The 24,223-nt window shown below is 72.1% G+C and carries 20 protein-coding genes; 6 read left to right on the top strand and 14 right to left on the bottom strand.

Going from position 1 to position 24,223, the window contains the following annotated elements:
- Window positions 1-136: 136 nt before the first annotated feature.
- On the top strand, window positions 137-913 hold the full coding sequence (locus ABZY57_RS01365) for an ATP-binding cassette domain-containing protein (RefSeq protein ID WP_356507142.1): 777 nt from the start codon (window positions 137-139) through the stop codon (window positions 911-913).
- Between the two features lie 37 nt (window positions 914-950).
- Here the strand turns inward: ABZY57_RS01365 and ABZY57_RS01360 are convergent, their stop codons facing one another.
- The 6 genes from ABZY57_RS01360 to ABZY57_RS01335 all read right to left on the bottom strand — a co-directional run bounded on the left by ABZY57_RS01360 (window position 951) and on the right by ABZY57_RS01335 (window position 6,088).
- Window positions 951-1,289: a hypothetical protein gene (locus tag ABZY57_RS01360; RefSeq protein WP_356507140.1), complete on the bottom strand. Its 339-nt coding sequence runs from the start codon at window positions 1,287-1,289 to the stop codon at window positions 951-953.
- Between the two features lie 313 nt (window positions 1,290-1,602).
- Window positions 1,603-2,310: an ABC transporter ATP-binding protein gene (locus ABZY57_RS01355; RefSeq protein ID WP_356506964.1), complete on the bottom strand. Its 708-nt coding sequence runs from the start codon at window positions 2,308-2,310 to the stop codon at window positions 1,603-1,605.
- Window positions 2,307-3,062 (bottom strand): ABC transporter ATP-binding protein, encoded by a 756-nt coding sequence (locus ABZY57_RS01350; RefSeq protein WP_356506962.1) that lies wholly within the window; start codon window positions 3,060-3,062, stop codon window positions 2,307-2,309. The genes ABZY57_RS01355 and ABZY57_RS01350 overlap by 4 nt, the downstream gene beginning before the upstream one ends.
- A complete protein-coding gene (locus tag ABZY57_RS01345) occupies window positions 3,059-4,039 on the bottom strand; it encodes a branched-chain amino acid ABC transporter permease (protein ID WP_356506960.1) in 981 nt (326 codons plus the stop codon). Before ABZY57_RS01345 ends, ABZY57_RS01350 begins: the two co-directional genes overlap by 4 nt.
- A complete protein-coding gene (locus ABZY57_RS01340; RefSeq protein ID WP_356506958.1) occupies window positions 4,036-4,914 on the bottom strand; it encodes a branched-chain amino acid ABC transporter permease in 879 nt (292 codons plus the stop codon). The genes ABZY57_RS01345 and ABZY57_RS01340 overlap by 4 nt, the downstream gene beginning before the upstream one ends.
- A 1-nt stretch (window position 4,915) precedes the next feature.
- Window positions 4,916-6,088 (bottom strand): ABC transporter substrate-binding protein, encoded by a 1,173-nt coding sequence (locus ABZY57_RS01335; RefSeq protein ID WP_356506956.1) that lies wholly within the window; start codon window positions 6,086-6,088, stop codon window positions 4,916-4,918.
- Window positions 6,089-6,408: 320 nt separating this feature from the next.
- Between ABZY57_RS01335 and ABZY57_RS01330 the strand changes: the two genes are divergently transcribed.
- From ABZY57_RS01330 to ABZY57_RS01320, 3 genes are all read left to right on the top strand, one after another.
- Window positions 6,409-8,037, top strand: a complete 1,629-nt coding sequence (locus ABZY57_RS01330; RefSeq protein WP_356506954.1) for a carboxylesterase family protein — start codon at window positions 6,409-6,411, stop codon at window positions 8,035-8,037.
- Between the two features lie 200 nt (window positions 8,038-8,237).
- Complete coding sequence (locus ABZY57_RS01325) at window positions 8,238-8,945, top strand: tRNA-dependent cyclodipeptide synthase (protein ID WP_356506952.1); 708 nt, start codon at window positions 8,238-8,240, stop codon at window positions 8,943-8,945.
- Entirely contained in the window at window positions 8,935-10,119 is a 1,185-nt protein-coding gene (locus ABZY57_RS01320) for a cytochrome P450 (protein WP_356506950.1), read from the top strand. The genes ABZY57_RS01325 and ABZY57_RS01320 overlap by 11 nt, the downstream gene beginning before the upstream one ends.
- 116 nt (window positions 10,120-10,235) lie before the next feature.
- On the opposite strand, the gene ABZY57_RS01315 is transcribed toward ABZY57_RS01320, so the two are convergent.
- The 6 genes from ABZY57_RS01315 to ABZY57_RS01290 all read right to left on the bottom strand — a co-directional run bounded on the left by ABZY57_RS01315 (window position 10,236) and on the right by ABZY57_RS01290 (window position 18,549).
- Complete coding sequence (locus ABZY57_RS01315) at window positions 10,236-11,999, bottom strand: beta-galactosidase family protein (protein WP_356506948.1); 1,764 nt, start codon at window positions 11,997-11,999, stop codon at window positions 10,236-10,238.
- A 66-nt stretch (window positions 12,000-12,065) separates the two neighbouring features.
- A complete protein-coding gene (locus ABZY57_RS01310) occupies window positions 12,066-14,018 on the bottom strand; it encodes a cellulase family glycosylhydrolase (protein WP_356506946.1) in 1,953 nt (650 codons plus the stop codon).
- An 83-nt stretch (window positions 14,019-14,101) separates the two neighbouring features.
- Window positions 14,102-14,935, bottom strand: coding sequence for a carbohydrate ABC transporter permease (locus ABZY57_RS01305; protein WP_356506944.1), 834 nt, complete (start codon window positions 14,933-14,935; stop codon window positions 14,102-14,104).
- 19 nt (window positions 14,936-14,954) lie between these two features.
- Window positions 14,955-15,947, bottom strand: coding sequence for a sugar ABC transporter permease (locus ABZY57_RS01300; protein WP_356506942.1), 993 nt, complete (start codon window positions 15,945-15,947; stop codon window positions 14,955-14,957).
- On the bottom strand, window positions 15,947-17,224 hold the full coding sequence (locus tag ABZY57_RS01295; protein ID WP_356506940.1) for an extracellular solute-binding protein: 1,278 nt from the start codon (window positions 17,222-17,224) through the stop codon (window positions 15,947-15,949). The genes ABZY57_RS01300 and ABZY57_RS01295 overlap by 1 nt, the downstream gene beginning before the upstream one ends.
- 140 nt (window positions 17,225-17,364) lie before the next feature.
- Complete coding sequence (locus ABZY57_RS01290) at window positions 17,365-18,549, bottom strand: ROK family transcriptional regulator (protein WP_356506938.1); 1,185 nt, start codon at window positions 18,547-18,549, stop codon at window positions 17,365-17,367.
- Window positions 18,550-18,669: 120 nt separating this feature from the next.
- On the opposite strand from ABZY57_RS01290, the gene ABZY57_RS01285 reads away from it, so the two are divergent.
- Window positions 18,670-20,898: an alpha-galactosidase gene (locus ABZY57_RS01285; RefSeq protein ID WP_356506936.1), complete on the top strand. Its 2,229-nt coding sequence runs from the start codon at window positions 18,670-18,672 to the stop codon at window positions 20,896-20,898.
- An 88-nt stretch (window positions 20,899-20,986) separates the two neighbouring features.
- The gene (locus ABZY57_RS01280) at window positions 20,987-21,829 is read left to right on the top strand and encodes an alkaline phosphatase family protein (RefSeq protein ID WP_356506934.1); all 843 of its coding nucleotides are present in this window, start codon (window positions 20,987-20,989) and stop codon (window positions 21,827-21,829) included.
- 43 nt (window positions 21,830-21,872) lie between these two features.
- Here ABZY57_RS01280 and galK read toward each other — a convergent pair whose 3' ends face one another.
- Complete coding sequence (gene galK, locus ABZY57_RS01275; protein ID WP_356506932.1) at window positions 21,873-23,048, bottom strand: galactokinase; 1,176 nt, start codon at window positions 23,046-23,048, stop codon at window positions 21,873-21,875.
- A complete protein-coding gene (galT, locus tag ABZY57_RS01270; RefSeq protein WP_356506930.1) occupies window positions 23,045-24,106 on the bottom strand; it encodes a galactose-1-phosphate uridylyltransferase in 1,062 nt (353 codons plus the stop codon). Before galT ends, galK begins: the two co-directional genes overlap by 4 nt.
- Window positions 24,107-24,223: the final 117 nt, after the last annotated feature.

Below are 24,223 nucleotides of genomic sequence, written 5' to 3'. Positions count from 1 at the left end.
CAGGGCACCACAGATGCGAAGAGTCCCCCGGCGCTCCGCGCCCACGACGCCAGGACCCATTCCTCCCCGAGCTGAAGCCCGGCACAGCCTGGGAGATCCGGTGACCACCGCGACGCGGGAACTCGTCGTCGAGGGGCTGTGCAAGCGGTACGGGAACCACGCCGCCGTCGAGGACGTGTCGTTCACCCTGGCACCGGGAGCCTCCCTCGCCCTCGTCGGTGAGTCCGGCAGCGGCAAGACCACGACGGTCCGCATGCTCGTCGGGCTGGAGACGCCGGACGCGGGCACCGTACGCCTGGGCGGCCGGGACCGTTCGGCGCGGGTCCGCAGCCGGGACGAACGGCTGGCCCGGGCCCGGGAGATCCAAATGGTCTTCCAGGACCCGTACCTGTCCCTGGACCCGCGGGTGACGGCGGCCGGATGCGTGGACGAGGTGCTGCGGCTCCACACCGGGCTGGACGCCGCCGCCCGCCGGGCCCGGGTCGCCGAGCTCCTGGACCAGGTCGGCCTCGGCGGACGCGAGGCCTCGGCGCTGCCGCGGCGCCTCTCGGGCGGGCAGCGCCAGCGCGTGGCCATCGCGCGCGCCCTCGCGGTGGAGCCCAGGGTCCTGGTCCTCGACGAGGCGGTCGCGGCGCTCGACGTGTCCATCCAGGCACAGATCCTCGAACTGCTCTCCACGATCCGCCGCGAGGCGGGCATCGGCTACCTCTTCGTCACCCACGATCTGGCGGTGGTCCGGCACGTCGCGGACGAGGTGCTGGTGCTCAGGTCGGGTCAGGTCGTGGAATCGGGCCCGACCGGCCGCGTACTGGACGCACCGCAGCACCCCTACACACGCCTGCTGCTCGATTCCGTACCCCGGCGCGGCTGGGATCCGGGCGCCGCCGTGTCGGGGCGCCGTGCGCTCGGCTGACGGCGCCCGGCACCGGGCACCGGGCACCCGGCGGCAGCTAGGCGTCCGCTTCCCGGTGCATACCGGTGCACAGGGCCCAGATGATGAAGATGTTGACGCCGATGAGCACCAGGGACCACCAGGGGTAGTACGGCAGCCACAGGAAGTTGGCGATGGCGCCCAGCCCGGCGATGGAGACACCGAAGAAGCGCGCCCACAGGGCTCCGGTGAAGACGGCACAGCCGGCGAAGACGAGGACGATGCCCAGGATGAGGTGGATCCATCCCCATCCCGCCAGGCTGAACTCGAACACGTAGTGGCGCGTCGCGATGAACAGGCCGTCCTTGGCGATGGCCGCGATCCCCTCGAAGACCGCCATCGCTCCACCGAAGATCATCAGGGCTGCCGCGAAGGCGGTGGTACCCGACGTGGGCGCGTGCCAGGGGCTCGGGGGTGCGCCGCCTGCTCGGGGTCTGCCGGCGTCACTGGCCATGTCGATCTCCCTGGGTTGCAGAGCGGGCCCGGTGTCCCGGGACCGGCTGGATCCCCCGTTCAGCGTGTCACGGCGACCCTCCATCGGCATTCCGGCCGCCCGGCGCCGGCGCTTCCCGGCCGGGGCTGGCCTTCCCGGGCCGGGCTGGGAAGGCCAGCACGGCCCGGGAGTACGGCTCAGCCGCGACCGGCAGGTCGACGGCCGGGACGCCGGCCGGTCAGTCGACGCCCAGGAGGCGCCGCCGGTCTTCGGGGCTGGACGCGAATTCCGCGCAGGGAGCCTGGTGGACGATGACCCCCTTCCGCATGACGGCCACGTTCCGGGCGACGGAGAGGGCCAGCGTCAGGTTCTGCTCGACGAGGACGACCGACATGCCCTGCGCGCTCACCTCGCGGATCACCTCGCCCACTTGGGCGACGATCGCCGGGGCGAGGCCGTCGGACGGCTCGTCGAGGAGCAGCAGGCGTGGATTGCCCAGGAGGGCCCGGGCGATCGCGAGCATCTGCTGTTCGCCTCCGGAGAGCTGGTCGCCGCGGTGCCCGAGCCGTTCTCCCAGCCGTGGCAGCAGGTCGAGAACGCGGGTCCTGGTCCAGGGTCCGCGCGCCGGGCGGCGCGAGGCGATCGTCAGGTGTTCGTCCACGGTCAGCGGGGCGAAGACCCTGCGCCCCTGGGGGACGACGCCGACCCCCGCCCGGGCGATCACGTCGACACGGGCTCCGGCGAGCTCCCGGCCGTCGAGGCCGACGCTGCCTTCGTAGGGGCGCAGGAGCCCCATGACGGTCGATATGAGGGTGGTCTTCCCGACTCCGTTCCGGCCGAGGAGGGCGACGGTGCCGCCCGCTTCGAGGTCCAGGTCCACACCGCCGAGGACGACGCCCCCGGCGTAGCCGGAGCGCAGTCCGCGAATGCGCAGGAGAGGATTCACGAGGTGACCTCCACGGTGCCCAGGTAGGCGCTCTGCACTTCGGGGGAGGCGCGCACCTCGTCCGGGGAGCCGGTCGTCAGGTGTCTGCCGAGGTGCATGACCGTCACCGTGTCGGCGAGTCGGAAGACCATGTCGAGGTCGTGCTCGATGAGGAGTACGGTCACCTCCGCGGGCAGGGCGGCGATCAGTTCGGTGAGCCGCGCCGTCTCCGCCGGGGACATGCCGGCGGCCGGTTCGTCCAGGAGCAGCAGCCGGGGGTCGGTTCCCAGGGCCACGGCGACCTCCAGCTGGCGCCGCTCGCCGTGCGAGAGCTCGGCCGCCGGGAGGTCGTGCCGGGTGGGCAGGCCCACCCGGTCGAGCAGGTCGCGCGCCCGCGCGATCGCCTCGCCCCGGGAGTCCGCCCGGGTGCCGGCGCGGGAACCGGCTCGGCGTACGACGGCGAGCAGCACGTTCTCCAGCACGGTCTCGCGCAGGAAGAGACTGGAGTGCTGGAAGGTCGCTGCGACGCCGAGTCCGACCCTGCGGTGTACGGGCAGCCGGGTCACGTCCTGCCCGTCGACGAGGATGGTTCCGGCGGTGGCCGCCAGGGTGCCCGAGATCAGGCCGAAGAGGGTGGACTTGCCCGCACCGTTCGGGCCGATGATCGCGTGCCGGGCGCCCGGCCGCACCGTCAGGTCGACCTCGTCCAGGGCTCGGAAGGATCCGAAGTGCCGGGAAACCCGGCGCAGTTCCAGTAGACCGTGATCTGTCACGCCGTCCTCTTCCGGGTGAGCCTGTGCGGTGTCCGTACGCCGGCCAGTCCTCGGGGCAGCGTGTAGACGGCGATGACGAAGAGCAGTCCGAGCAGCAGTGGCCCGCGTCCGGCGACGGCTTCGAGGTTTCCGAGGTAGTCGCGGGTGAGCCAGACGAGCGCGGCGCCGGCGCAGGCCCCCCACATCGAGCCGGAGCCTCCGATGACGACGGCCAGCAGGGCCAGCGCGGCGATCTCGAAGCCGGCGTCGCCGGGCGAGACGAACCGCTGGACCGAGATCCACAGGGCGCCGGCGGCCCCAGCCAGCGCCCCGGCGCCGCAGTAGACGGTCAGGGCGTACCGCTGGGTGGGGTAGCCGATCGCCCGCATGCGGGGTTCGTTGTCGCGGATGCCGCGCAGGGCGAGGGCGAACGATGTCGAGCCCAGGCGGGAGACCGCCGCGAAGAGCAGCACGAACACGGCCAGGACGTAGAAGTAGACCAGCCCGTCGAGCTCCAGGGCCGGCAGGCCGGGCAGGGGGACGACGGGCGGGATGCCCGACATCCCGTCGGTGCCGTTCGTCAGGGACTTCCAGTTGACGGCGGCGCTGTGGACGATCTCGCCGATGGCCAGCGTGAGCATCAGGAACACCACGCCCCGGGCTCTGACGGCGAGCCATCCCGTCGGCGCCGCCACGAGCGCGGAGACGCCCGCGGCGATGAGGAGTTGGAGCACGCCGATGTCGGTGATGCGCGTCGCCACGATCGCCGCCGTGTAGGCGCCGACGCCGAAGTAGGCGGACTGGCCGAGGGTCGGCAGCCCGGTCAGGCCGGTGAGCAGGTTCACGCTCAGCACGAGGAGGGCGAACACCAGGATCCGCGACAGGGTGCCGATCGCGTACGGGCCGAGCACGAAGGGGGCCAGGGCGAGGGCGCCGGCCACGGCGGTCGCCGACAGCCGCCGCCGTGTCGCGGTGCCCGCGGTGGAGAGCGGGCTCATGCGCGCACCGCCGGTGCGACGAGGCCGTGCGGGCGGACCACGAGGACGAGCAGCATGGTGCCGAAGAGGAGGAAGGGGGCGTACTCCGGGAGCAGCGCCACCCCGAGGGTCTGCACCTGGCCGATCAGGAGCGCTCCGGCGAGTGCGCCGCGCACCGATCCGAGGCCCCCCACGACCACGACGACGAGGGAGAGGACGAGCACGGTCTCGTCGACGCCCGGCCCGGGGCCGAGGATCGGCGCCCCGAGGACTCCGCCGACGGCCGCCAGGGCGGCGCCGGCCGCGAAGACTCCGTAGAGCACCTTGCGGATGTCGACACCGAGCGCGCGGACCATGTCCCGGTCGGCGACGGTGGCCCGGACGAGGGCTCCGAGCGAGCTGCGCTCGAAGACGAGGTACACGAGGAGTGCCAGTCCGGCCGCGACGGCGATGAACACCAGCCGGTAGACCGGATAGGCGTGGCCGAGGAGGCCGACCGTCCCGCGCAGCACCTCGGGCGGGTCCGTGGGCAGTACGTCGCCGCCGAAGGCCGCGGCGAGGAGGTCGGCCACGATGAAGGTGATGCCGAGCGTCAGCACGGCTTGGTCCAGGTGCCCGCGGCGGGCCAGGGGCTGGGTGAGGAAGGTCAGCGCGGCGCCGCCCATGGTGCCCACCAGGGCGCCGGCCAGCAGCGCGAGGAGGAGGCCCGGCAGGCTCCCGTCGGACAGGGCGTAGGCGACGTAGGCCCCGGCCAGGTAGAGCGTGCCGTGCGCGAGGTTGAGCACGTCCATCATGCCGAAGACCAGGGAGAGTCCGACCGCGATCGTGAACAGCAGCAGACCGAAGGCGACTCCGTCGATGACGCTGACGAAGTTGCCGTCCAACCATCCGGACATGTCAGCCGCCCAGTCTGCCGAGCTCGGAACCGACCGTGTTGGCGCCCTGCTTGACCTCGCGCAGGTACCAGGGCTGGACGGGCGTTCCGGCGCTGTTGAACCGCCAGGTGCCGCGCGGGCTGTCGATGTCCCCCACGTGCGCGATGGCCGCGTTGACCGTCTGGGGGGTCACCGTCGAGCCGGCCGCCTCGATCGCCTTGTCGAGGACCTGCGCCGCGTCCCATGACGCCATCGCGTACGTGGTCGGGGCCGAACCGTAGGCGGCCTCGTACGCCGGCGCGAACTGCTTGTTGGCGGCATTGTCCAGGTCGGCGCTGTAGTTGAGCGCCGTGAGGATGCCCTCGGCCGCTTCTCCCTGCCCCTTGAGCACGCCTCCTTCGGTGAGGAAGCCGGGCGCGTAGAGCGGGACCCTGCCGGCCAGTCCGAAGTCCCGGTACTGCTTGACGAAGTCGACGGCCGCACCGCCGGCGTAGAAGCAGAAGACGGCCTTCGCACCGGACTTCTCGATCTGTGCGAGGTACGGCTGGAAGTTCTTGGTCCCCGGGAACGGCGTGTAGACCTCCTCCCCCGCCATCGTTCCGCCCGCCGGAAGGAAGGTGGATTTGAAGCCCTCCACCTCGTCCTTGCCCGCCTGGTATCCCGCGGCGATCAGGAAGACGGGTCCGCCCGCCCGCTCGGCCACGTGCTTGCCGAGCGCCTTGCCCGGTTCGTCGTTGACGTAGGAGGTGCGCCAGATGTAGGTGGTCCCGGTCAGTGTCGTGGGCGAGGCGTTCGAGCCGACGAGCGGGACCTTGCCGGTCTCGAACAGGTCCTTGACCCCGTTGATGGTGGCCGAGCTCACCACGCCGCTCACGGCGAGCACCCGGTCCTGCTTGACCAGCTTCTCGGCTGCCGCCTTGCCCGAGTCGGCGGTCTCCCCCTCGTCCGCGACGACGATCTCCACCTCGCGGCCGCCGAGCTTGCCCCCGTGCTGCGCGACGTAGAGCTCGAAGCCCTGCTTCATGTCGTCGCCCAGCGCCTTGTAGGTCCCCGACCGCGGGACGAGGAGCCCGATCTTCACGGGCCCGCTCCGCTCGTCCTCGCCGGTCCCGAGGCTCGCACCACCACATGCCGTGGTCAGGAGGAGCGCCGTCGATGCGGCGACCAGACCAACGGGACGAAACCGACCTGCCATGGGAACTCCGTACGTAGTCAACCGACCCTGGAGGGCGGGATGTTGCCGATGGGGTTGCCTCGGGGAGCTGACGTCCCGGGCGTGGAGGATCCGGCTCTCAGGAAGACCTGCCGCCGGTCGTGGTGACACGTGTCTATCGCGTTATTTCGACGGCCGTCAAGACTTCGCAAGATATCCGACCGCACCCACCCCGCACCCCTTGACCCGCGCCCCACGAATGGAGGAATACTGACCCTCGTCAAATTTTCGCTATACACCTTTCGGCAACGGGCGACGGGTGACGGGCGACGGGCCCCCGATCAGTCAGGGAGTGAAGAACCATGACCGACGATCCATCACGGCGCAAAGTCCTCAAGAACGGCGGGGTGTTGGCCGGCAGCGCACTGCTCTCCGGGGCCGCCGGCGGGCGGTCGGCACAGGCCGCGTCCCGCGCGGCCGAGTCCTCGCCCGTCGTGGAACTGCCCTCGGGGCGACTGCGCGGAAGCACGGAAGGAGGTCTCGCCGTGTTCAAGGGCGTGCCCTACGCGGCACCGCCGGTCGGCGCCCTGCGGTGGCGGCCGGCCCAGCCCCACCCCGGCTGGCAGGGCACGCGCGACGCGGTCGCCTTCGGCCCGAGCGCCCCGCAGCCCTACCGGGAGGGAGGCGACCAGGTGCTCGGCACCCACGGCTCACCCCCCTTCGACGAGGACTGCCTCACGCTCAACGTCTGGACGCCCGGGACCGACGACGCCAAGCGGCCGGTCATGGTGTGGATCCACGGCGGCGGCTTCATCTCCGGATCCGGCTCGATGCCCCAGTACTCCGGCGATACCTTCGCTCGCGACGGCGACCTCGTCGTTGTGACCGTCAACTACCGTCTGGGGCCACTCGGTTACCTCTACTTCGGCGAGGACGGTGCCGGGGGGAACTTCTGGCTCACCGACCAGCTCGCCGCGCTGCGCTGGGTACGGGACAACATCGCCGCGTTCGGCGGCGACCCCGACGACATCACCCTCGCCGGCCAGTCCGGCGGCGCGCTGTCGGTCGCGGCGCTGGCCGGCGTCCGGCCCAAGGGCCGCCCGCTGTTCCGGCGCGCCATCCTGCAGAGCCCGCCGCTCGGGCTGGAGATCCCCACGCGCGGCGAATCCCTTGAGCGCACCGCCTCCTTCCTCGACATCCTCAAGGCCACGAACGTGACGGAGCTGCGGGCCGTGCCCTGGCCGCGCCTGATCGCGGCCACGTTCGAGATGTTCGGGCGCACCGGACGGTGGGGCTACTGGTCGACCCCGTTCCTGCCGGTGCTCGACGGGGTCACGCTGGACCGCGACCCCGCCGACCTGCTGCTCGGCGGAGCCGGGGCGGACATCGACATCCTGATCGGCTGGACCAGGGAGGAGGCCAACTTCGCCTTCGCGCTGAGCGAGCCGTACGCCGCCGCGACCAGGGAGCAGGTGGTCGCCAGGGCGCGGGACACCTTCGGACACCGGGCGGAGCAGGCGTACACCGCGTACGAAGAGGCCCGGCCGGGCGCCCGTCCCGTGGACGTCCTGATGGACCTGATCACCGACGACCTGTTCCGCATGCCCGCCGTGGCACTGGCCGAGCGGCGAGCGGCCCGCGGCCGTCCGGTCTGGGCGTACCAGTTCAACCTTCCCACGCCCGCGCACGGCGGTCGGCTCGGGGCCGCACACTGCCTGGACCTGCCCTTCGCGTTCGACAACTTCGACAAGTGGTCGCAGGCGCCCTTCCTGGCGGGGCTGGACCCCCGGGTCCGCGACGGTCTCGCCTCGACGATGCACACGGCCTGGATCTCCTTCATCCGCACCGGGGACCCCAACCACCGCCCCGTGCCGCAATGGGGTCGCTACGACCAGGACACCCGCACGACGATGGCCCTCGACTCGGTCACCACCGCCGTCGGCGACCTCGCGGGCTACTGGCGGCGCCTGCGCCATCCGGCAGGGCGGTAGCCGCCGGACTGCGGGGGTCACCGCCGCCAGACCGGTGGCCCCCTGCTCGTAGCCCCGGGCAACGGTGCTGTCCAGCAGATGAGTTACTGGCCGGAAGGCATAGGACGGTGCACACCGTTCCGGTACCTTTCCGTCACGTCGCCGCCACACCCGGGGCACAGGGCCCCACGGGACTTGCGGCGCGAAGGACCCGACACCTGTTGACGACACTGACCGAAGTCTTCACAGTCCGGCCGTACACCCCGCACTGCCAGGTGATTCACGCCGAGGGCGATCATGCCGTGATCGGCATCTCGCCCGGAAACAGCTACTTCTCCGCCCAGCGCGTCATCGACCTCGCTCACTGGGGCATGCGCAACTTCGCGCAGGTCGATCTCATCTACACCGACCTGTACGTGGCCGAGATGTACGAGGCCCTCGGCTACGACGCCGACGAAGCCCGGCGCAAGGCGGTCAAGAACCTGCGGGGCGTCCGCGCCAAGGTCAACAACGCCGCATCCGAGGCCGACCCCACCGGCACCCGCTTACGCGCCCGGCCCATGTCGGCCCTCACCGACATCCCCGCGTACGGCGCGCTCCACAGCCACTTGTACCGCCTGCTCGACAGCGACCCGGAGTTCCGCAGCACCTGCGAGTCCCTGGTCGACGCGTTCCTCTCCTCCAAGGTGCTGGGCGGCCAGACCGCCACCACCCGGCAGCGCGAAGTCTGCCTGCAGTACGTCTGCGCGGAAGCGCCGCTCTTCCTCGACACTCCCGCGATCCTCGGGGTGCCGTCCTCCCTGAACTGCTACCACCAGCTCCTGCCGATGGCGGAACTGCTCTACTCGCGCGGCTCCGGCCTGCGCGCCTCCCGCAACCAGGGCCACGCCGTCATCACCCCCGCCGAAGGAGCACCCGATGTCCACTGAGACCCTCCTCGACTTCCCGTTCTCCGCGCGCGGCGACCAGCTCCCGCACCAGGTGGAGGAGTTGCGTGACGAGCCGGTCAAGCGGGTCCGCACGATCGCCGGGGACGAAGCCTGGCTCGTCTCCTCCTACGAGCTGTGCAAGCAGGTCCTCGAGGATCCCAGATTCAGCCTGAAGGACACCTCCGCTCCCGGGGTGCCCCGCCAGTACGCGCTGACGATCCCGCCCGAGGTCGTCAACAACATGGGCAACATCACCGGCGCCGGGCTGCGCAAGGCCGTCCTCAAGGCGATCAATCCCAAGACCGACGGTCTCACCGACTGGATGCGCGGCCACGCCTCCACCCTCGTCGACGGCCTCCTCACCCACGGAGCTCCGGTCGACCTGCGCGGCCAGTTCACCAACCCGTACGCCGAGAACCTGCACTGCCGCATCCTCGGCATCCCGCAGGCCGACGCCCCGCGCCTGGCGTCGAGCCTCGACATCGCGTTCATGAACTCGGCCTGCCCCGTCACCGGCGCCAAGCTCAACTGGGACCGGGACATCGCCTACATGATCGAGCGCCTCGACGACCCCGCCACCACCGGGCTCGTCGGCGAGCTGGCGGCCCTGCGTCCGGACCCCGAATACGCCCACCTCACCGACGAGATGCTCGCCACGGTCGGGGTCACCCTGTTCGGCGCCGGTGTCATCTCCACCATGGGCTTCCTGACGATGGCGGTCTTCTCCCTCCTCCAGAACCCGGACGTGTGGGAGCAGTTGCGCAAGTCGCCGGAGAAGATCCCCGGCGCCGTGGACGAACTCCTGCGGGTCAACCTCTCGATCGGTGACGGCCTGCCCCGGCTCGCCCTCGAGGACGTCACCCTCGGGGACGTCGAGGTGAAGAAGGGGGAGCTCCTCCTCGTCCTGGTGGAGGCCGCCAACACCGACCCGGCCGTGTTCGGCGACCCCCACGTCGTCGACATCGACCGGCAGAACGCGGCCACCCACCTCTCCTTCGGCGGCGGCCAGCACTACTGCCCCGCCACCGCCCTCGGCAAGCGGCACACCGAGATCGCCATCGAGGTGCTCCTGGAGAAGATGCCCCGCCTCCAGCTCGCCGTGCCGGTCGACCAGCTCGTCTGGCGCACCCGGTTCATGAAGCGACTGCCGGAGCGGCTGCCCGTCCTCTGGTAGCAGGGCGGTGGGACGTGTGGCCCCGCCCGGAGCCTCCGGGCGGGGCCACACGGCGCTCGGCGTGATCCCCCGGCCTGATCCGGCGGCCTACTCCCGGCGGCCTGGCGTGCGGACGGTCAGTCCTCGGTGGCGCCCAGGTCGGGGCGAGCGCGGAGCTCCACCGTGCGGGTGGCCGACGCGTGCAGTTCGAGGACGGTGATCTCGTTGCGGCCCGCCCGGAGCACCGGGGCGGGGACGTACAGGGTCGCCTGGGCGCCGCGGGACCAGTACCGGCCCAGGGCGAAGCCGTTGATCCAGACACTGCCCTTGGTCCAGCCGGGCAGGGCGAGGAAGCTGTCCGCCGGCCGTCGGATGTCGGCGTACCCGCGGTGGAAGGCGGGGCCCACCGGCGGCGCCGCCGGATCGAAGGCCCCGAAGGGCAGGCCCGCGAGCCCGCCCGGATCGTCCAGGGGCAGGGGCCGGCTGGTCCACTGCTCCGGGGCCAGGCCGTTGACGAGGACGCGGCCGAGGAGTCCCTTGCGGTCGTGGATGCCCGGCCCGTAGTTGACCCGCCCCTGGTTCTCCACGAGTACGGACAGCCGCGCTCCGGGGTGGGGGACGGTGAAGGCGAGGGCGTGCTCGTGGCCCTCGCGTTCGAGCACGCCGACGGGCTGTCCGTCCACGAAGACCTGCGCGCGGTCGCGCACGTCCTCGGCGTACAGGACGGCCGGGCCGCGGGCTGCCAGCCGGGTTTCGTACAGGACGAAGCCGAAGCCCTGGCCGAGTTGTTCCATCGTGAGCGGCAGGCCGGCCTCCACCGGCCGGCCGAGGCGATCGGCGCACTCCAACAAGGGCACCGATTCGGTGAGTTCGAGCGTGCCGTGGTCGAGCTTCGGTCCCGGGGCGGGCACCGGTCCGTCGGGGGCGGGACCGTACTTCGCGAGGACCTCCCGGAAGGCGGTGTACTTGGCCGTGGGATCACCGGCCTCGTCCAGGAGCGCGTCGTAGTCGTACGAGGTGACCGTGGGCCGGTACGTTCCCTTGTCGTTCGCGCCGTTGGTGAAGCCGAAGTTCGTTCCGCCGTGGAACATGTAGATGTTCACGGAGGCACCTGCGGCGAGCAGCCGGTCGAGGTCGGCCGCCGCGTCCTCGGCGCCGCGCACGGTGTGGGGTCCGCCCCACCGGTCGAACCAGCCGATCCAGAACTCCGAGCACATCAGGGGGCCTTCGGGCCGGTGTGCGCGCAGCTCCGCGAGCCCGGCCTCGACCCGGCTGCCGAGGTTGACGGTGCTCAGCACTCCTTCCATGCTGCCGCGCGCCAGGTCCGCCGGCTGGTCGCAGGTGAACAGGGGGACGTCCACGCCGTGCCGGCGCAGCAGCCCGGCCAGTTCGGCGAGGTAGCCGGGGTCCTGCCCGTAGGCCCCGTACTCGTTCTCGAGCTGGACGGCGAGGACCGGGCCGCCCCCGCTGCCCAGTCGGGACAGCAGGGGCGCCGCGAGCCCGCCGAGGTACTCGTCCACGGCCCGCAGGAAGCGCGGGTCGCGGCTGCGCAGTGCGATGCCCTCCTCGGCGAGGAGCCACGGGGGCAGGCCGCCCCCCTCCCATTCCGCGCAGATGTACGGGCCCGGGCGCAGCAGGACGTACAGGCCTTCGGCGGCGGCGAGGTCGAGGAACCGGGCCAGGTCCAGGCCCCCGTCGAGCCTGAACTCGCCGCGCCTCGGGGCGTGGAGGTTCCACGGGACGTAGGTCTCGACCGTGTTGAGGCCCAGCAGGCGTGCCTTGTGGAGCCGGTCGGCCCATTGCTCCGGATGGACGCGGAAGTAGTGCAGTGCACCGGAGACGATGCGAAACGGCCGGTCGTCGAGACGGAAGCCGTCTGCGGCGATCTCCAGTCGGGGCATGCCGTGCGCTCCTCGGGAGGGGACGGGACAGGACGGTGAAGGGGCGGACCCGGTTCGGTGGGACGGCTACTTCAGCGGGCGGCACAGCAGGGCGTCGGGGGCCCCGCGGTGGTTCCACTGCCACGTGGAGGCGACGCCCGCGAGGTACTCGGTGTCGGCGCACTGGCCCTTGTAAGAGCCGGGTGCCCAGTCGCTGGCGCGGGAGCCGCCGGTGGCGGGGCGGTTGTCCCCGCGGTCGAACCAGAGCGTGCGGCCGGCGGTGGGCAGGGAGGCGGCGGCGGGAGCGCACAGCAGGGCGGACATGGCGTTGCTGCGGACGCTGTAGCCGACGGCGAAGGTCTGATCGGGACACTGGAGCTTGTCGTAGCCGCCGGCCCAGTCGCCCCTGGTGACGTACCGCTCGTCCGTGACCACGGTCCAGGATCCGGAGGCCTTCGCCGGTCCCCCCGCGTCGGTGCACAGGCCCCGGCTGCTGCCGCGGCCGAGGCCGGCCAGCCGCTGGGAGTCGGGGCAGTTGCCCTTGCGGTTGCCCGGGGACCAGTCGGGCTTGGCGAGCATGGTGGCGGAGACGTCGTAGTCGGTGTGGTCGAGGTCGAGCATGTTCCAATGGCTGACCCGGGCCACCGGTCCGGTGCGGCCGGGGGTGGAGACCAGCCGGTTCCAGTCGTCGGCGCGCCAGTCCCCGCCGTCTCCGATTCCCTGGCGGACGCCGGTGGCCCCGTAGGACAGCAGCGCCCAGTTGTCCATCGGGGCTCCGGCGGCGTCGGTCCAGCCGACGAGCGGCCAGATCGCGAAGTCGGTGTCGTTGGCCACGAGGATGTCGGTGAAGCGGTGCAGCCAGGCCCGCTCCTTGGGGTTCTCGGGGCCGCGGCCGCCGGCGCCGAACTCGCTGATCCACACCGGGGCGGTGAAGTGCTGCCCTTCCTGGGTGACGAACAGGGCCTGATCGTGCACCACTTGGGCGAGCTGTTCGGGGGTGAAGTCCTGGTAGCGGGGATCGTTCGTGGAGCCGGGTCCGCTGCCGGCGCCGGTGTTGGCCGGGCCGGTGTAGGCGTAGAAGTGGGCGGCGTAGACGAGCTTGCCCGATTCGATCAGCGTGTGGGACAGGTTGGCCACGGGCGTCAGCATGGGCCGTCCGTGCGGAAGTCCGGCGAGCGGGATCCCGTACCAGTTGATGCCCTCCATGACGACCAGCATGTCGGGGGCGGCGCGCAGGATCCGGTTCCCGGCCTCCTCGAAGGCGGCGTAGAGGTCGTGGTCGTCGTACCAGCCCCAGTTGGGGTCGTCCCAGGTGTCGCGTCGCACCTCGTTGCGCAGGTCGGCGCCGACCACCCGCGGGTCGGCCTTGTAGCGGTTCACCATGAACACCCAGTCGTCCACCCACTGCTGGGTGCTCTGGCCGCTGTTCCAGCGCTCGTTGCCGTCCAGGCCGCAGCAGAAGCGGGCGGTGGTGGTGTGGTTGTTGAGGATGACCGCGAACCCGTCGGCGGTGAGCGCCGCGACGACCGCGTCGAGGACCTGGAGCGGGGTCTTGCCCTTCAGCTGCGGGTTGGCGGCGACCGCGGTGTCCGGGACGGGGACGGTGTCGTGGACGAGGGCGTTGGAGAACGGCAGCCGGATGCTGTTGAGGCCCAGTCCGTGGAAGTCGGCGAGGAGGGCGGCGATGGGGGCCCGGTCCAGCCCGAGGGGCATGCTGTGGGCCGGTATGCCCTGGTGGTGGCTGGCGGGATCGTTGATGTCCCCGCTTCCGGTCCATGTGCCCTGGGCGCCCGCCCAGTTGCCCGCCTTGAGCTTGAAGCGGTTCCCCGCGGCGTCGACGATCCAGCGGCCCCGGGTGCTCAGCGGTGCGGTCCAGGAGGCGGCCAGCTCGGGGCCGGTCAGGACGGTGGGCGAGGCCGGGGCGCCGGCCGCGGCGGGAGCGGCGGCCGTCGCGCCGGCCGCCGTGGTGGTGCCGAGGAGCAGCGCGGACAGCACGGCGAGTGCCGAGGCCGCGCGTCGCAGCAGTGGTGTGCCTGTCACGTTGGATCCTTCGGAGAGGGAGGATGTGCCGTGGTCTGCCGTGCTGTGCTGTGCCGTTTCGTGCTGTTCGGGGCTCGTGGCGATCAGCCCTTGAGGCCGCTGCTGGCGATGCCCGCGACGATGTAGCGCTGGGCGATGAGGAACATGACGACCAGCGGGACGATCGTCACGACGGCTCCGGCGAACAGGCCGGGCAGGTTGATGGTCTGCGAGGTGAGGAACGTCGACAGGGCGATCTGGGCCGTCCAGGCCGACGGGTCCTGTCCGATGACCAGCGGCCACAGGAAGGAGTTCCAGCTGTCGATGAACGCCAGTGCGCCGAGGGAGGCGAGCATCGCCCCCGAGTTGGGCAGGGCGATCCGGCGGTAGAGGCCGAACCAGCCGAGCCCGTCCAGCCGTCCGGCTTCCTCGATCTCGGCCGGGAACTGGAGGTAGAAGTTGCGGAACAGCAGGACGGCGAAGGGGTTGAACAGGCCGGGCGCGATGATGCCCCACAGCGTGTTCACCCCGCCGAGGGAGCCGACCACGACGAAGGTCGGTACGAAGGTCACCGAGCCGGGGATCATCAGCGTGGCGACCACCAGGGCCAGCAGGACTCCGCGTCCCCGGACCGGGATCCGCGCGAAGGCGTAGCCGGCGGCGGAGGCCAGCAGCGTGGAGACGGGGGCCGTGACGAGGGCGATCACGGTGGAGTTCGCCAGCGCCCGGCCCATGGACAGGGTCGGATCGTCGAAGAGCGCGGAGAAGTTCTCGAAGTGCATCGTCGACGGCCACCAGGTCCAGTGCGGCGACGTGATGCCCCGGGCGTCCATCAAGGAGCCCCGCAGCATCAGGTAGAAGGGCGTCAGGAAGGCCGTCGTCAGCAGGCCCACCAGCAGTCCGCGCACGCCGAGGCGCACCGCTCCGGGTAGTCTCACCGCGGTCCTCACGGGCGGCTCACCCCTCGCTCCTGCCGAATCCGGTGAAGCGCCCCTGGATCAGGGTCACCCCGACGATGAGCGCGGTGAGTACGAAGGCCCCGGCCGATCCGAGCCCGTAGTCCTGGCTGCCCATCGCGGTGTTGTACAGGTAGACCAGCGGGGTCTGGACGGGGGCGGCACCGGTCCCGGAGAGCCCGCTGTTGAAGAGGTTGTAGAACTCGTCGAAGGCCTGGAAGGCGGCGATGAAGAGCAGCATCAGCACCGCGACCGAGGTGCCCCGCAGCATCGGCATCGTGATCCTGCGCAGCAGCCGCAGGCCGGTCGCGCCGTCGAGGGCGGCGGCCTCGTAGAGCTCCTTGGGGATGCTCTGGAGTCCGGCCAGGAAGAGCACCATGTAGAAGCCGACCTGGAGCCAGAGCCGGAGGGTGACCAGCACGATCCAGTACAGCGGTGGTGAGGTGGTCTGCAGCCAGGGGACCGGGTCCATGCCGAACCAGCCGCCGAGGGTGTTGGCGATGCCGGCCGGGAGCCCGTTGAACAGGCACATCTTCCACAGGAGCGAGGCGGCTACGTAGGACACGGCCGCCGGGATCAGGAAGACGGTGCGGAGCACCGCCCGCCCCCGCCGGATCCGGTGCACGAGCAGGGCGAGCCCGAGGGAGGCGGCGAAGGTGACCGGCACGATGAAGGCGGTGAACAACAGGATCTGGGTCAGGGAGCCGCGGAAGGCCGCGTCGGAGAGCAGGGCACGGTAGTTGTCCAGTCCCACCCACCGGCTGGGAGCGATGGTGCCGCGCGCGTCGCTCAGGCTGAGCAGGAAGCTCCAGCCGATGGCGACGTACTTGAAGACGCCGAGGCCGATCAGCATCGGAGCGGTGAGCAGCGCGAAGGCGATCCAGCCGGAGCGGCCCGCGCGGGGACGGCCGGCGCGGGCCGCTCCCGCACGGGACCGCCCGGACGGGGCCGGCCGCCGCCCGGACCGCCCTGTGGAGTGCGGTGCGCAGAGCATCAGGCGCGCTGCTTGTCGATGGCGCCCTGGGCCTGCCTCACCGCGTCCGCCAGGAGCCCGGCGGGGTCCCCCTGCCCGCCGACGATCTTCGCGGCGGCTGCCGTGAAGGCGGAGCTGACGGCGGTGTCCCAGGTGCCCGGGTTGGACTTGCCGTACTTGGCGGCCAGTTCCACGGCCTCCTTGGCGGCTCCGTCGGCGAGTTTCGCGGCCCCCGCCGCCACGGACGTGCGGGGCGGGACGTGGAACCCGTAGCCCTCGGCCCAGTCCTTCTGCAGGTCCGCCTGCTGGATCCACAGCCACTGGACGAACTTCTTCGCGGCGTCCACGTTCTTGCCCTTGGCGTTGACGCAGCTGGTCCAGCCACCGACGCGCACGACGGGGGTACCCCCGGCCTTGAAGGCGGGCCACGGAAGGACGCCGAAGTCCTCGCCGAGCGCGGTCTTGACGGCGGGCATCGCCCACAGGCCGCACCACTGCATGGGGACGGCGTTCTGGGTGAATGCGGACGGGTCCCACCAGTCGGTGGTGAAGCCGAGGAGCAGTGACTTGTCCTCGTGCAGGCGCCCCAGGCCGGTCAGGGCCTCCAGTGCCTGCGGGGAGCCGAAGGCAACCTTGCCGTCGGTCACCAGGTCGCTGCCGTTCGAGCGGACGGCGAGGATCGGGCTGTCGCCCAGGCCGTCGTTGCCGAGGAACAGGCCCTTGCCGGACTTCGTGGTGAGGGCCTTGGCCGCCGCGGCCAGCTCGTCGAAGGTGGTGGGCGGGGCGATTGAGGCCTGGGACAGCACGCTCTTGCGGAAGTACAGCATCATGACGTCGTCGATCATCTTGACGCCGTAGAGCTTGCCGTCGACGCCCACACCGCCGATGGCGTTGTCGTTGAAATCCGGCCTGGCGCTGCCGTAGAGCTCGTCGAGGGCGGCGATCTGACCCCGGCGGGCCAGGCTCTCGCTGAAGTCGCCGATCTCGAAGACGTCCGGGGCCGCGTCGGTGAGCAGGGTCGCGTTGAGCTTGCCGGAATAGTCGCCCGGGACCCAGGTGACCTTGACGGCGATGTCCGGGTGGGCCTTGGTGAAGGCGGTCGCGTAGCGCAGTGCGGCCTGTTGCGTGCCGGCCTCGCCGTATGCGTGGAACCAGACGTTCAGGGTGGTCCTCGCCGGGGAGGAGGAACCCGTGTTCGGGTCGGTGGAGCAGGCGGTGGTCACCACCGCTCCGGCGGCTATCACCAGCGATCCGCCGAGAAATCGCCGTCGGCTAAGCTCGGTTCTGTGCGCGCTCATGTCGCATCCTTCCGTGAGGGTAGGCGGGATGTGGGTGTGTCCGGCCCGACCGGTGCCCTCCATCAGTGCTTGCCGGCAGTGAGGGGCACCGGCCGGGTGAGCCGGGTGGGGTACGAGCCGTGGGGGCGAGCCGGGTGCTCCTACGGGAGAGCCGCCGCCGCGGCGCTCGGCGGGAACAGTGCCTGGACCGCCACCGCGGCGGCTCCGCGGGCCCACTCCTCCCAGGGGAGCGGGCGCAGGGACAGGGGGCATTTGACCGCGGCCCCGAAGGTGTGCGCCGCGTAGGCGTCCTTGATGTGCTGTCCGAACAGGTCGTAGGTGCCGGCCCCCTCGCCGCTGACCACGACGCGCTCCGGGCCCACGAGGTTGACCAGGGTGGCGATGCCGACGCCGATCGCGCGGCCCGCCCGGGCGAAGGCCTCGCGTGCCACGGGATCCCCGTCGCGGGCCCGCTCCACGGCGCGATCGAAGGCGAGGTCGGCCACGCCGGTCCCGCGGCGGACCGCTTCGAGGATCGCGCCGGTCGAGGCGATGGCCTCGACACAGCCGACCGCGCCGCAGCGGCAGCGCGGGCCGGCCGGGTCCACGCAGACGTGCCCCAGTTCCCCGGCCACACCGTAGGCGCCGGTCACCAGTTGTCCGTTGACGACGAGCGCGGAGCCGATCCCCGCGCCGATCGTGACCAGCGCGAAGTAGCCGGTTCCGATCCCCTCCCCGAACCAGTGCTCGGCAATGGTCAGTGCTTTGACGTCGTTCTCGACGGTGACCGTCAGGCCGGTGGTGCCGGCCAGGGTCTCCGCGAGCGGTACGTCGCGCCAGCCGAGGCGGCCGGAGAAGCGGACCCGGCCGCCGCCGCGGTCCACGTCCCCCGAGACCGCGATGCCGAGATGCCGGGTGCGGGCCCGGAACGCCGGCCCGGCGTCGAGCAGTTCGTCGACCAGTTCGGTCAACAACCCTGACATGGCTTCGGGTTCGTGGCTGTCGAGGGTGCGCTCGGCCGTGGCCCGGACGCGGGCCCGCAGATCGCACACCACGCCGAACAGCCGGTCGTCACTGATCTTCACTCCGACGAAGAACTCCCGGTCCGGGGTGACCGCCAGCGGGTTGACCGGCCGGCCGGCCCCGGGAGCGGTGCGCTCCGGCGGGAGTTCGTGCAGGTACCCGTCGTCGATGAGCGGCCTCGCGGCCTTGGTGATGGCCGTCGAGGAGAGCCCGGTCCGGCGGGCGAGCTCCACCCGGCTGAGGGGACCCTCGGCCAAGAGCAGGGCGAGGACCGCGGTTTCGGCCGGCGCGGAGACCAGCGGCAGCTGTTGGTTTCGAAACACGGGTGCAACGTAGAGCAAATAAATAACTTCGTCCAGTATTGATTTCGGCCCCGCCTCAGCCCTAGCCTCTGGGCCAACTCCTTGCCCGTACAAGGGCCTTCGACCTCAGGGGACCCCTTCGTGCCTGCCGCGCTCCCGCCCGTCACCTTCGATCCCGGCTCCGGCCTCGCCGTGCTCCGCACGCCGAACAGCGTGTACGCCCTGCGCACCGGACCCGACGGCAGCCCGCGGCACCTGTACTGGGGTGCGCCGCTCGACACCGCCGCCCTGCTCCTGCTGCCGGAGGCCGCCTCCCCCGCCGCGAGCAGCTTCGAGGCCGGGGCCGCGGCGGACGAGCTGGCTCCGCAGACGGGGGCGCGGTTCGGTCCGGCCGGCCTCCAGGTCCGCTTCCCCGACGGAACCAGCGGCGCCCAGTGGGAGTTCGCCGGACACCGCGTCGACGGCGGCGAGCTGCGGCTGATCCTCACCGACCGCCGGTACCCCCTGCGCGCGGAGCTCTGCTACCGCGTCCGGCCGGGCAGTGACGTCGTCGAACGCTGGGTGGAGCTCACGCACACGGCCGCGCCGCCGGACGGGGGCGGCTCCGGTGCCGATGCCGATGCCGGATCCGGAGTCGAAGGACGAGCCGGAGGCGAAGCACGAGCCGGAGGCGGGGCCGGAGGTGAAGCCGGAGCTGAAGCCGGTCCGATCACCGTCGACCGCCTCGACTCCGCCTCCTGGACGGCCCCGGCACTCGCCGACTACCGGCTCAGCCACCTCACGGGCGGCTGGAACAGCGAGTTCCAGCTGCACCGCGACCGGCTGCCCGTCGCCGAGACCGTCCTCACCAGCCGCCGCGGGCTCACCGGCCACCACGCCAGCCCCTGGCTCGCCCTCGACGACGGCACCGCGACCGAGGAGCGGGGTGAGGTGTGGAGCACCGCCCTTGCCTGGAGCGGCAGTTGGCGCATCACGGTGCATCGCGACGCGGTGGGCCGCACCATCTGGACGGGCGGGTTCGGCCACGAGGGAGTGCGCTGGACCCTGGCGCCGGGCGAGAGCCTGCGCACCCCCGTGTTCGCCGGGCTCTACACACCTGGCGGCTTCGGCGCGGCCAGCCGGGCCTGGCACGGCTACGTCGCGGACCACGTACTGCCACAGCCCGGACGGGAGCGGCCCGTCCTCTACAACTCCTGGGAGGCCACCGGCTTCGACGTCGACCAGGCCGGCCAGATCAAGCTGGCCCACCTGGCCGCCCGGCTCGGCGCCGAGCTGTTCGTCCTGGACGACGGCTGGTTCGGCGCACGGCGCGACGACCGGGCCGGGCTGGGCGACTGGACACCGCGCCCCGAAGCCTTTCCCGAGGGGCTCCGACCCCTCGCCGACGAGGTCCACCGCCTCGGCATGACGTTCGGCCTGTGGGTGGAGCCGGAAATGGTCAACCGGGACAGCGAGTTGTACCGCGCCCATCCGGACTGGGTCGTCCACTCCCCCACCCGGGAGGCGACCGAACTGCGCCATCAGCTGGTCCTGAACTTCGCCCGGCCCGAGGTCGAGGCCTGGGCCCTGCGCACCCTGGACCGCCTCGTGCGCGACCACCGGGTGGACTGGCTCAAATGGGACGCCAACCGCGCCTTCACCGAGGCCGGATGGGCGGGGAACCCCGATCCCGACCGGCTGTGGATCGACCACACCCGGGCCGTCTACCGCGTCATGGACCGGCTGCGCGCCGACCACCCGGGCCTGCGCATCGAGGCGTGCGCGGGCGGTGGCGGGCGCGCCGATCTCGGCATCCTGGCCCGCACGGATCAGGCGTGGACCTCCGACAACACCGACCCCGTCGACCGGATCGCGATCCAGGACGGCTTCAGCCAGCTCCTTCCCGCCCGGACCATGGCCGCGTGGGTCACGGACAGCCCCAACACGGCCACCGGCCGGCACACCCCGCTCCGCTTCCGCTTCCACGTCGCCATGTCCGGCGCGCTCGGCCTCGGCGGGGACCTGACGGGCTGGTCCGCCGAGGAGCTCGACGAAGCCGCCGCGCTCGTGGCGCAGTACAAGCAGATCCGCCCCCTGGTCCAGTACGGGATCCAGCACCGCATCAAGGCCGGGGGCGGGGTGACGGCCGTCCACTACGCCGCAGGGGACGGCGGCGAGCACGCCGTGCTCGCCTGGCGGCCCACGACCCGGTTCGGCCACCGGGCCGCCCCCCTCAAGCTGCCCGCGCTCGACCCCGGCGCCCACTACCTGGACCCCGGTCGGGACCAGGTGCTCAGCGGCGCCGTCCTGGTCCACCGCGGCATCGAGCTCTCCCTGCCCGCCGGGGACTACGCGAGCCGGCTGATCCGGCTGCGCCGGATCACCCTCTGAACCACCCTCCGCATCACTCTCCGACTCCTGCGTACCGGCACCCGTACGCAGGGACCCGCACCCCCTCACAGACACCTTGGACCGGACTATGCACACTCACCACGTTCTGGTCGTCGGCATCGACGGCGTACGGCTCGACCTGCTGCCCGGGCTGGACACCCCCCACCTCGACGAGATAGCCGACGCGGGTTTCCTCGCTCCCGTCGAGATCGACGAGGCCACCCCGACGATGTCCGGGCCCTGCTGGTCCACCATCGCCACCGGGGTCACCGTCGCCAAGCACGGGGTGTGGGGCAACCGCCTCGACGGCAACCGGCTCGACGTCTTCCCCGACTTCACCACCCGCCTGGCACTCGAATGCGGGCGGCGGACCTTCGCGGCCGGCGGCTGGGCCCCCTTGTTCCTCGCCCAGCAGGGCGGCCCGCTCTTCACCGCCCCCAGCCGGCTGAGCTACATCGCGCCCCGCGCGGACACGCCGGAGGCCTGGGAGGAGGCCGACGAGGCCGTGACCGCCGAGGCGGCGCACGTGCTGGGCTCCGGAGAGGAGCTCCACGCCTCCTTCGTCTACCTCGGCGCCGTCGACGAGACCGCCCACTTCCTCGGCTGCGGCGAGGAGTACCGCCGGTCGATCGAGACGGCGGACCAGCGCCTGGGCCGCCTCGTCAAGGCCGTGCGCGACCGCCCGGGCCACCCCGGGGAGCGGTGGACGGTCATCGTGGTGACCGACCACGGGCATCGTGACGAGGGAGGTCACGGGGGACGCAGCGCGCTGGAGCGCACCGCCTGGGTGGCCGCGTGCGGCCCCGGCCTGGCCGCCGGCGTGACGCCGCCGACGGTCCGGCACACCGATGTAGCCGCCCACGTGTACGCCGCGCTGGGCATCGGCCCGGACCCCCACTGGACCCTGGACGGCGCCCCCTTCACCGCCTGAACGGGCGGCCGTCGGGGCGGGGCCGGGGCGACGGCCGGCCGGCCTACTCCCCCGGCCCCGGCCCCGGCTCAAGCCGCCGGGCGCCCGCCGCCGGGGTGACGGTGAGGAGCCGCGGGAGCCGGTGGCCGGCCGCGCCGAAGGCCGCCGTGACGGAGCCGCCGACCGCTTCCTCGCGCCCCGCCTCCACCAGCGCGATGACGGAGCCGCCGAAGCCGCCGCCCGTCATCCGGGCGCCGAGGGCCCCGGCGCCCAGTGCGGCGCTCACCGCGAGGTCGGTCTCCGGGCAGGAGACCCGGTAGTCGTCGCGGAGCGACGCGTGACCGGCGGTGAGGATCGGGCCGAGGGCGGCCGCGTCGTCCGCCCGGAGCCGGGCGACGGCCTCGGAGACCCGGCCGTTCTCGGTCACCACGTGGCGGACCAGCGGTACGAGTTCCGCCGGGAGGTCGCGCAGCGCCCCCGCGAGGTCCCCGGCGGGCAGGTCCCGCAGGGCGCGCAGGCCGAGCAGCCCCGCCGCCCGTTCACAGCCCGCGCGCAGGGCCGCGTACGCCCCGTCGCCCAGGTCGTGGGAGACCCGGGTGTCGATCACGAGCAGTCCGAGCCCCTGCCCCGGGAGGTCGAGGGGCACCTGCCGGTGGAGCTCCGGGGTGCGGGCGTCGAGGTGGAGGGCGGACCCCGTGGTGCAGCACACGGAGGCCATCTGGTCCATGATCCCGCAGGGGACGCCGGCGAAGGCGTTCTCCGCCCGCTGGGCGATCCGGGCCAGTTCGGGCCCGGGCAGCCGCAGTCCGTACAGCTCGTCGTAGGCGACGGCCACCGCGCATTCCAGCGCGGCGGAGGAGGAGAGGCCCGCGCCGGTGGGCACCGTGCTGTCGAAGTGGAGGTCCGCACCCCCGACCGGGTGTCCGGCCCCGGCGAGGGCCCAGACCACTCCGGCCGGGTACGCGGCCCAGCCCGGCACGGTGCCGGGGGCCAGGGCGGCCACGGCCAGTTCGGTGATCCGGCCGTCGCCCTGCGCGCTGTGCAGGAGCAGCCGGCCGTCCGTACGGGCGCGGGCGGCGAGCAGGGTGGTCTGCGGGAGGGCGATGGGGAGGGCGAACCCGTCGTTGTAGTCGGTGTGTTCACCGATCAGGTTGACCCGGCCGGGCGCCGCCCAGATCCCGTCGGGGGAGCCACCGAAGTGCTTCGCGAAGGTGCCCGCGGCCTGCTCGGTCCGGTTCACGCGAGGGCCTCCCGCAGGCGTCGGGCGGCCGTCTCGGGTGCCACGTCGTTGATGAAGGCCTCCGTCCCGGACTCCGTCCCGGCGAGGAACTTGAGCTTGTCGGGGGTCCTGCGGACGGTGAACAGCTCCACGTGCAGGGCCAGTTCCTCCCCGCGGGTGCGGGGCGCCTGGTGCCACGCGGAGATGTACGGGGTGGGCGGCGGCCCTTGCGGCCGCTCCGCCTTCGACTCCGGTACGGGGAACAGCCGGTCGAAGCGGCGCAGCAGGTCGAGGTAGATGCCGGGGAACTCGGCCCGCTCGGCTTCGGTGAGGCAGGTCAGGTCGGGGACCCGGCGGTGCGGGTAGAGGTGGACCTCGTACGGCCAGCGGGCCGCGTAGGGGACGAAGGCGGTCCAGTGCTCCCCGGCCGTCACCACCCGCTCGGTGGCGGCACGGGCCCCGGAGAGGAGGTCCTCGAAGAGGTTGCTGCCGGTGGCGGCGCGGTGCGCCTCGGCGGCGGCCGTCATCTTGGCGGTGCGCGGCGTGACGAAGGGGAAGGCGTAGATCTGGCCGTGCGGGTGGGCGAGGGTCACTCCGATCTCGGCTCCCCGGTTCTCGAAGCAGTACACCTGCTCGACACCGGGGAGGGCGGAGAGTTCCGCGGTGCGGTCGGTCCACGCGTCCAGGACCAGCCGGGCGGCGGCCGGGGTGAGGTCGGCGAAGCCGGCTTCGTGGTCGGGGGTGAAGCAGACGACTTCGCAGCGTCCGGCCTCGCCCGCGAGGGAGGGGAAGCGGTTCTCGAAGACGGCCACCTCGTAGTCGGCGGCGGGGATCTCGCTGAGCCGGCCGTCCCGGGAGGGGCAGAGCGGGCATTCGCCGGCGGGCGGGTGGTAGATCCGGTTCTGGCGGTGGGAGGCGATGGTGATCCAGTCACCGGTGGCCTCGTCCCGCCGCAGTTCCGGCCGGCTGTCCACCGGATCGAGCGGGCGCAGGTCGGGCGCGTCGCGCACGGCATCTTCGTCGGTGTCGAAGTAGATCAGTTCGCGGCCGTCCGCGAGTTTCGCGAGGGTCTTCTTCACCCACCGAGAATAAACACTCTCGAACATTTTCCACCACCCCACGCTGGACTTTCCCCCAGACTTCAACAACATTGCCGTGTTATCTTGCTGCCTTCTGACCCGATTCGCCGATTCCCG

Source organism: Streptomyces sp. NPDC006450, assembly GCF_040612195.1.
Taxonomy (GTDB): Bacteria; Actinomycetota; Actinomycetes; order Streptomycetales; family Streptomycetaceae; genus Streptomyces.
Note: the sequence above shows the minus strand (reverse complement) of the source record. Positions and strands in the feature narration are given on the sequence as shown.

What these genes read in the sequence shown, in the direction of transcription:
- ABZY57_RS01360 (WP_356507140.1), bottom strand. Translation starts at nt 1,289, where the DNA reads ATGATCTTCGGTGGAGCGATGGCGGTCTTCGAGGGGATCGCGGCCATC.
- ABZY57_RS01345 (WP_356506960.1), bottom strand. Translation starts at nt 4,039, where the DNA reads ATGAGCCCGCTCTCCACCGCGGGCACCGCGACACGGCGGCGGCTGTCG.
- ABZY57_RS01340 (WP_356506958.1), bottom strand. Translation starts at nt 4,914, where the DNA reads ATGTCCGGATGGTTGGACGGCAACTTCGTCAGCGTCATCGACGGAGTC.
- ABZY57_RS01335 (WP_356506956.1), bottom strand. Translation starts at nt 6,088, where the DNA reads ATGGCAGGTCGGTTTCGTCCCGTTGGTCTGGTCGCCGCATCGACGGCG.
- ABZY57_RS01330 (WP_356506954.1), top strand. Translation starts at nt 6,409, where the DNA reads ATGACCGACGATCCATCACGGCGCAAAGTCCTCAAGAACGGCGGGGTG.
- ABZY57_RS01320 (WP_356506950.1), top strand. Translation starts at nt 8,935, where the DNA reads ATGTCCACTGAGACCCTCCTCGACTTCCCGTTCTCCGCGCGCGGCGAC.
- ABZY57_RS01315 (WP_356506948.1), bottom strand. Translation starts at nt 11,999, where the DNA reads ATGCCCCGACTGGAGATCGCCGCAGACGGCTTCCGTCTCGACGACCGG.
- ABZY57_RS01300 (WP_356506942.1), bottom strand. Translation starts at nt 15,947, where the DNA reads ATGCTCTGCGCACCGCACTCCACAGGGCGGTCCGGGCGGCGGCCGGCC.
- ABZY57_RS01295 (WP_356506940.1), bottom strand. Translation starts at nt 17,224, where the DNA reads ATGAGCGCGCACAGAACCGAGCTTAGCCGACGGCGATTTCTCGGCGGA.
- ABZY57_RS01280 (WP_356506934.1), top strand. Translation starts at nt 20,987, where the DNA reads ATGCACACTCACCACGTTCTGGTCGTCGGCATCGACGGCGTACGGCTC.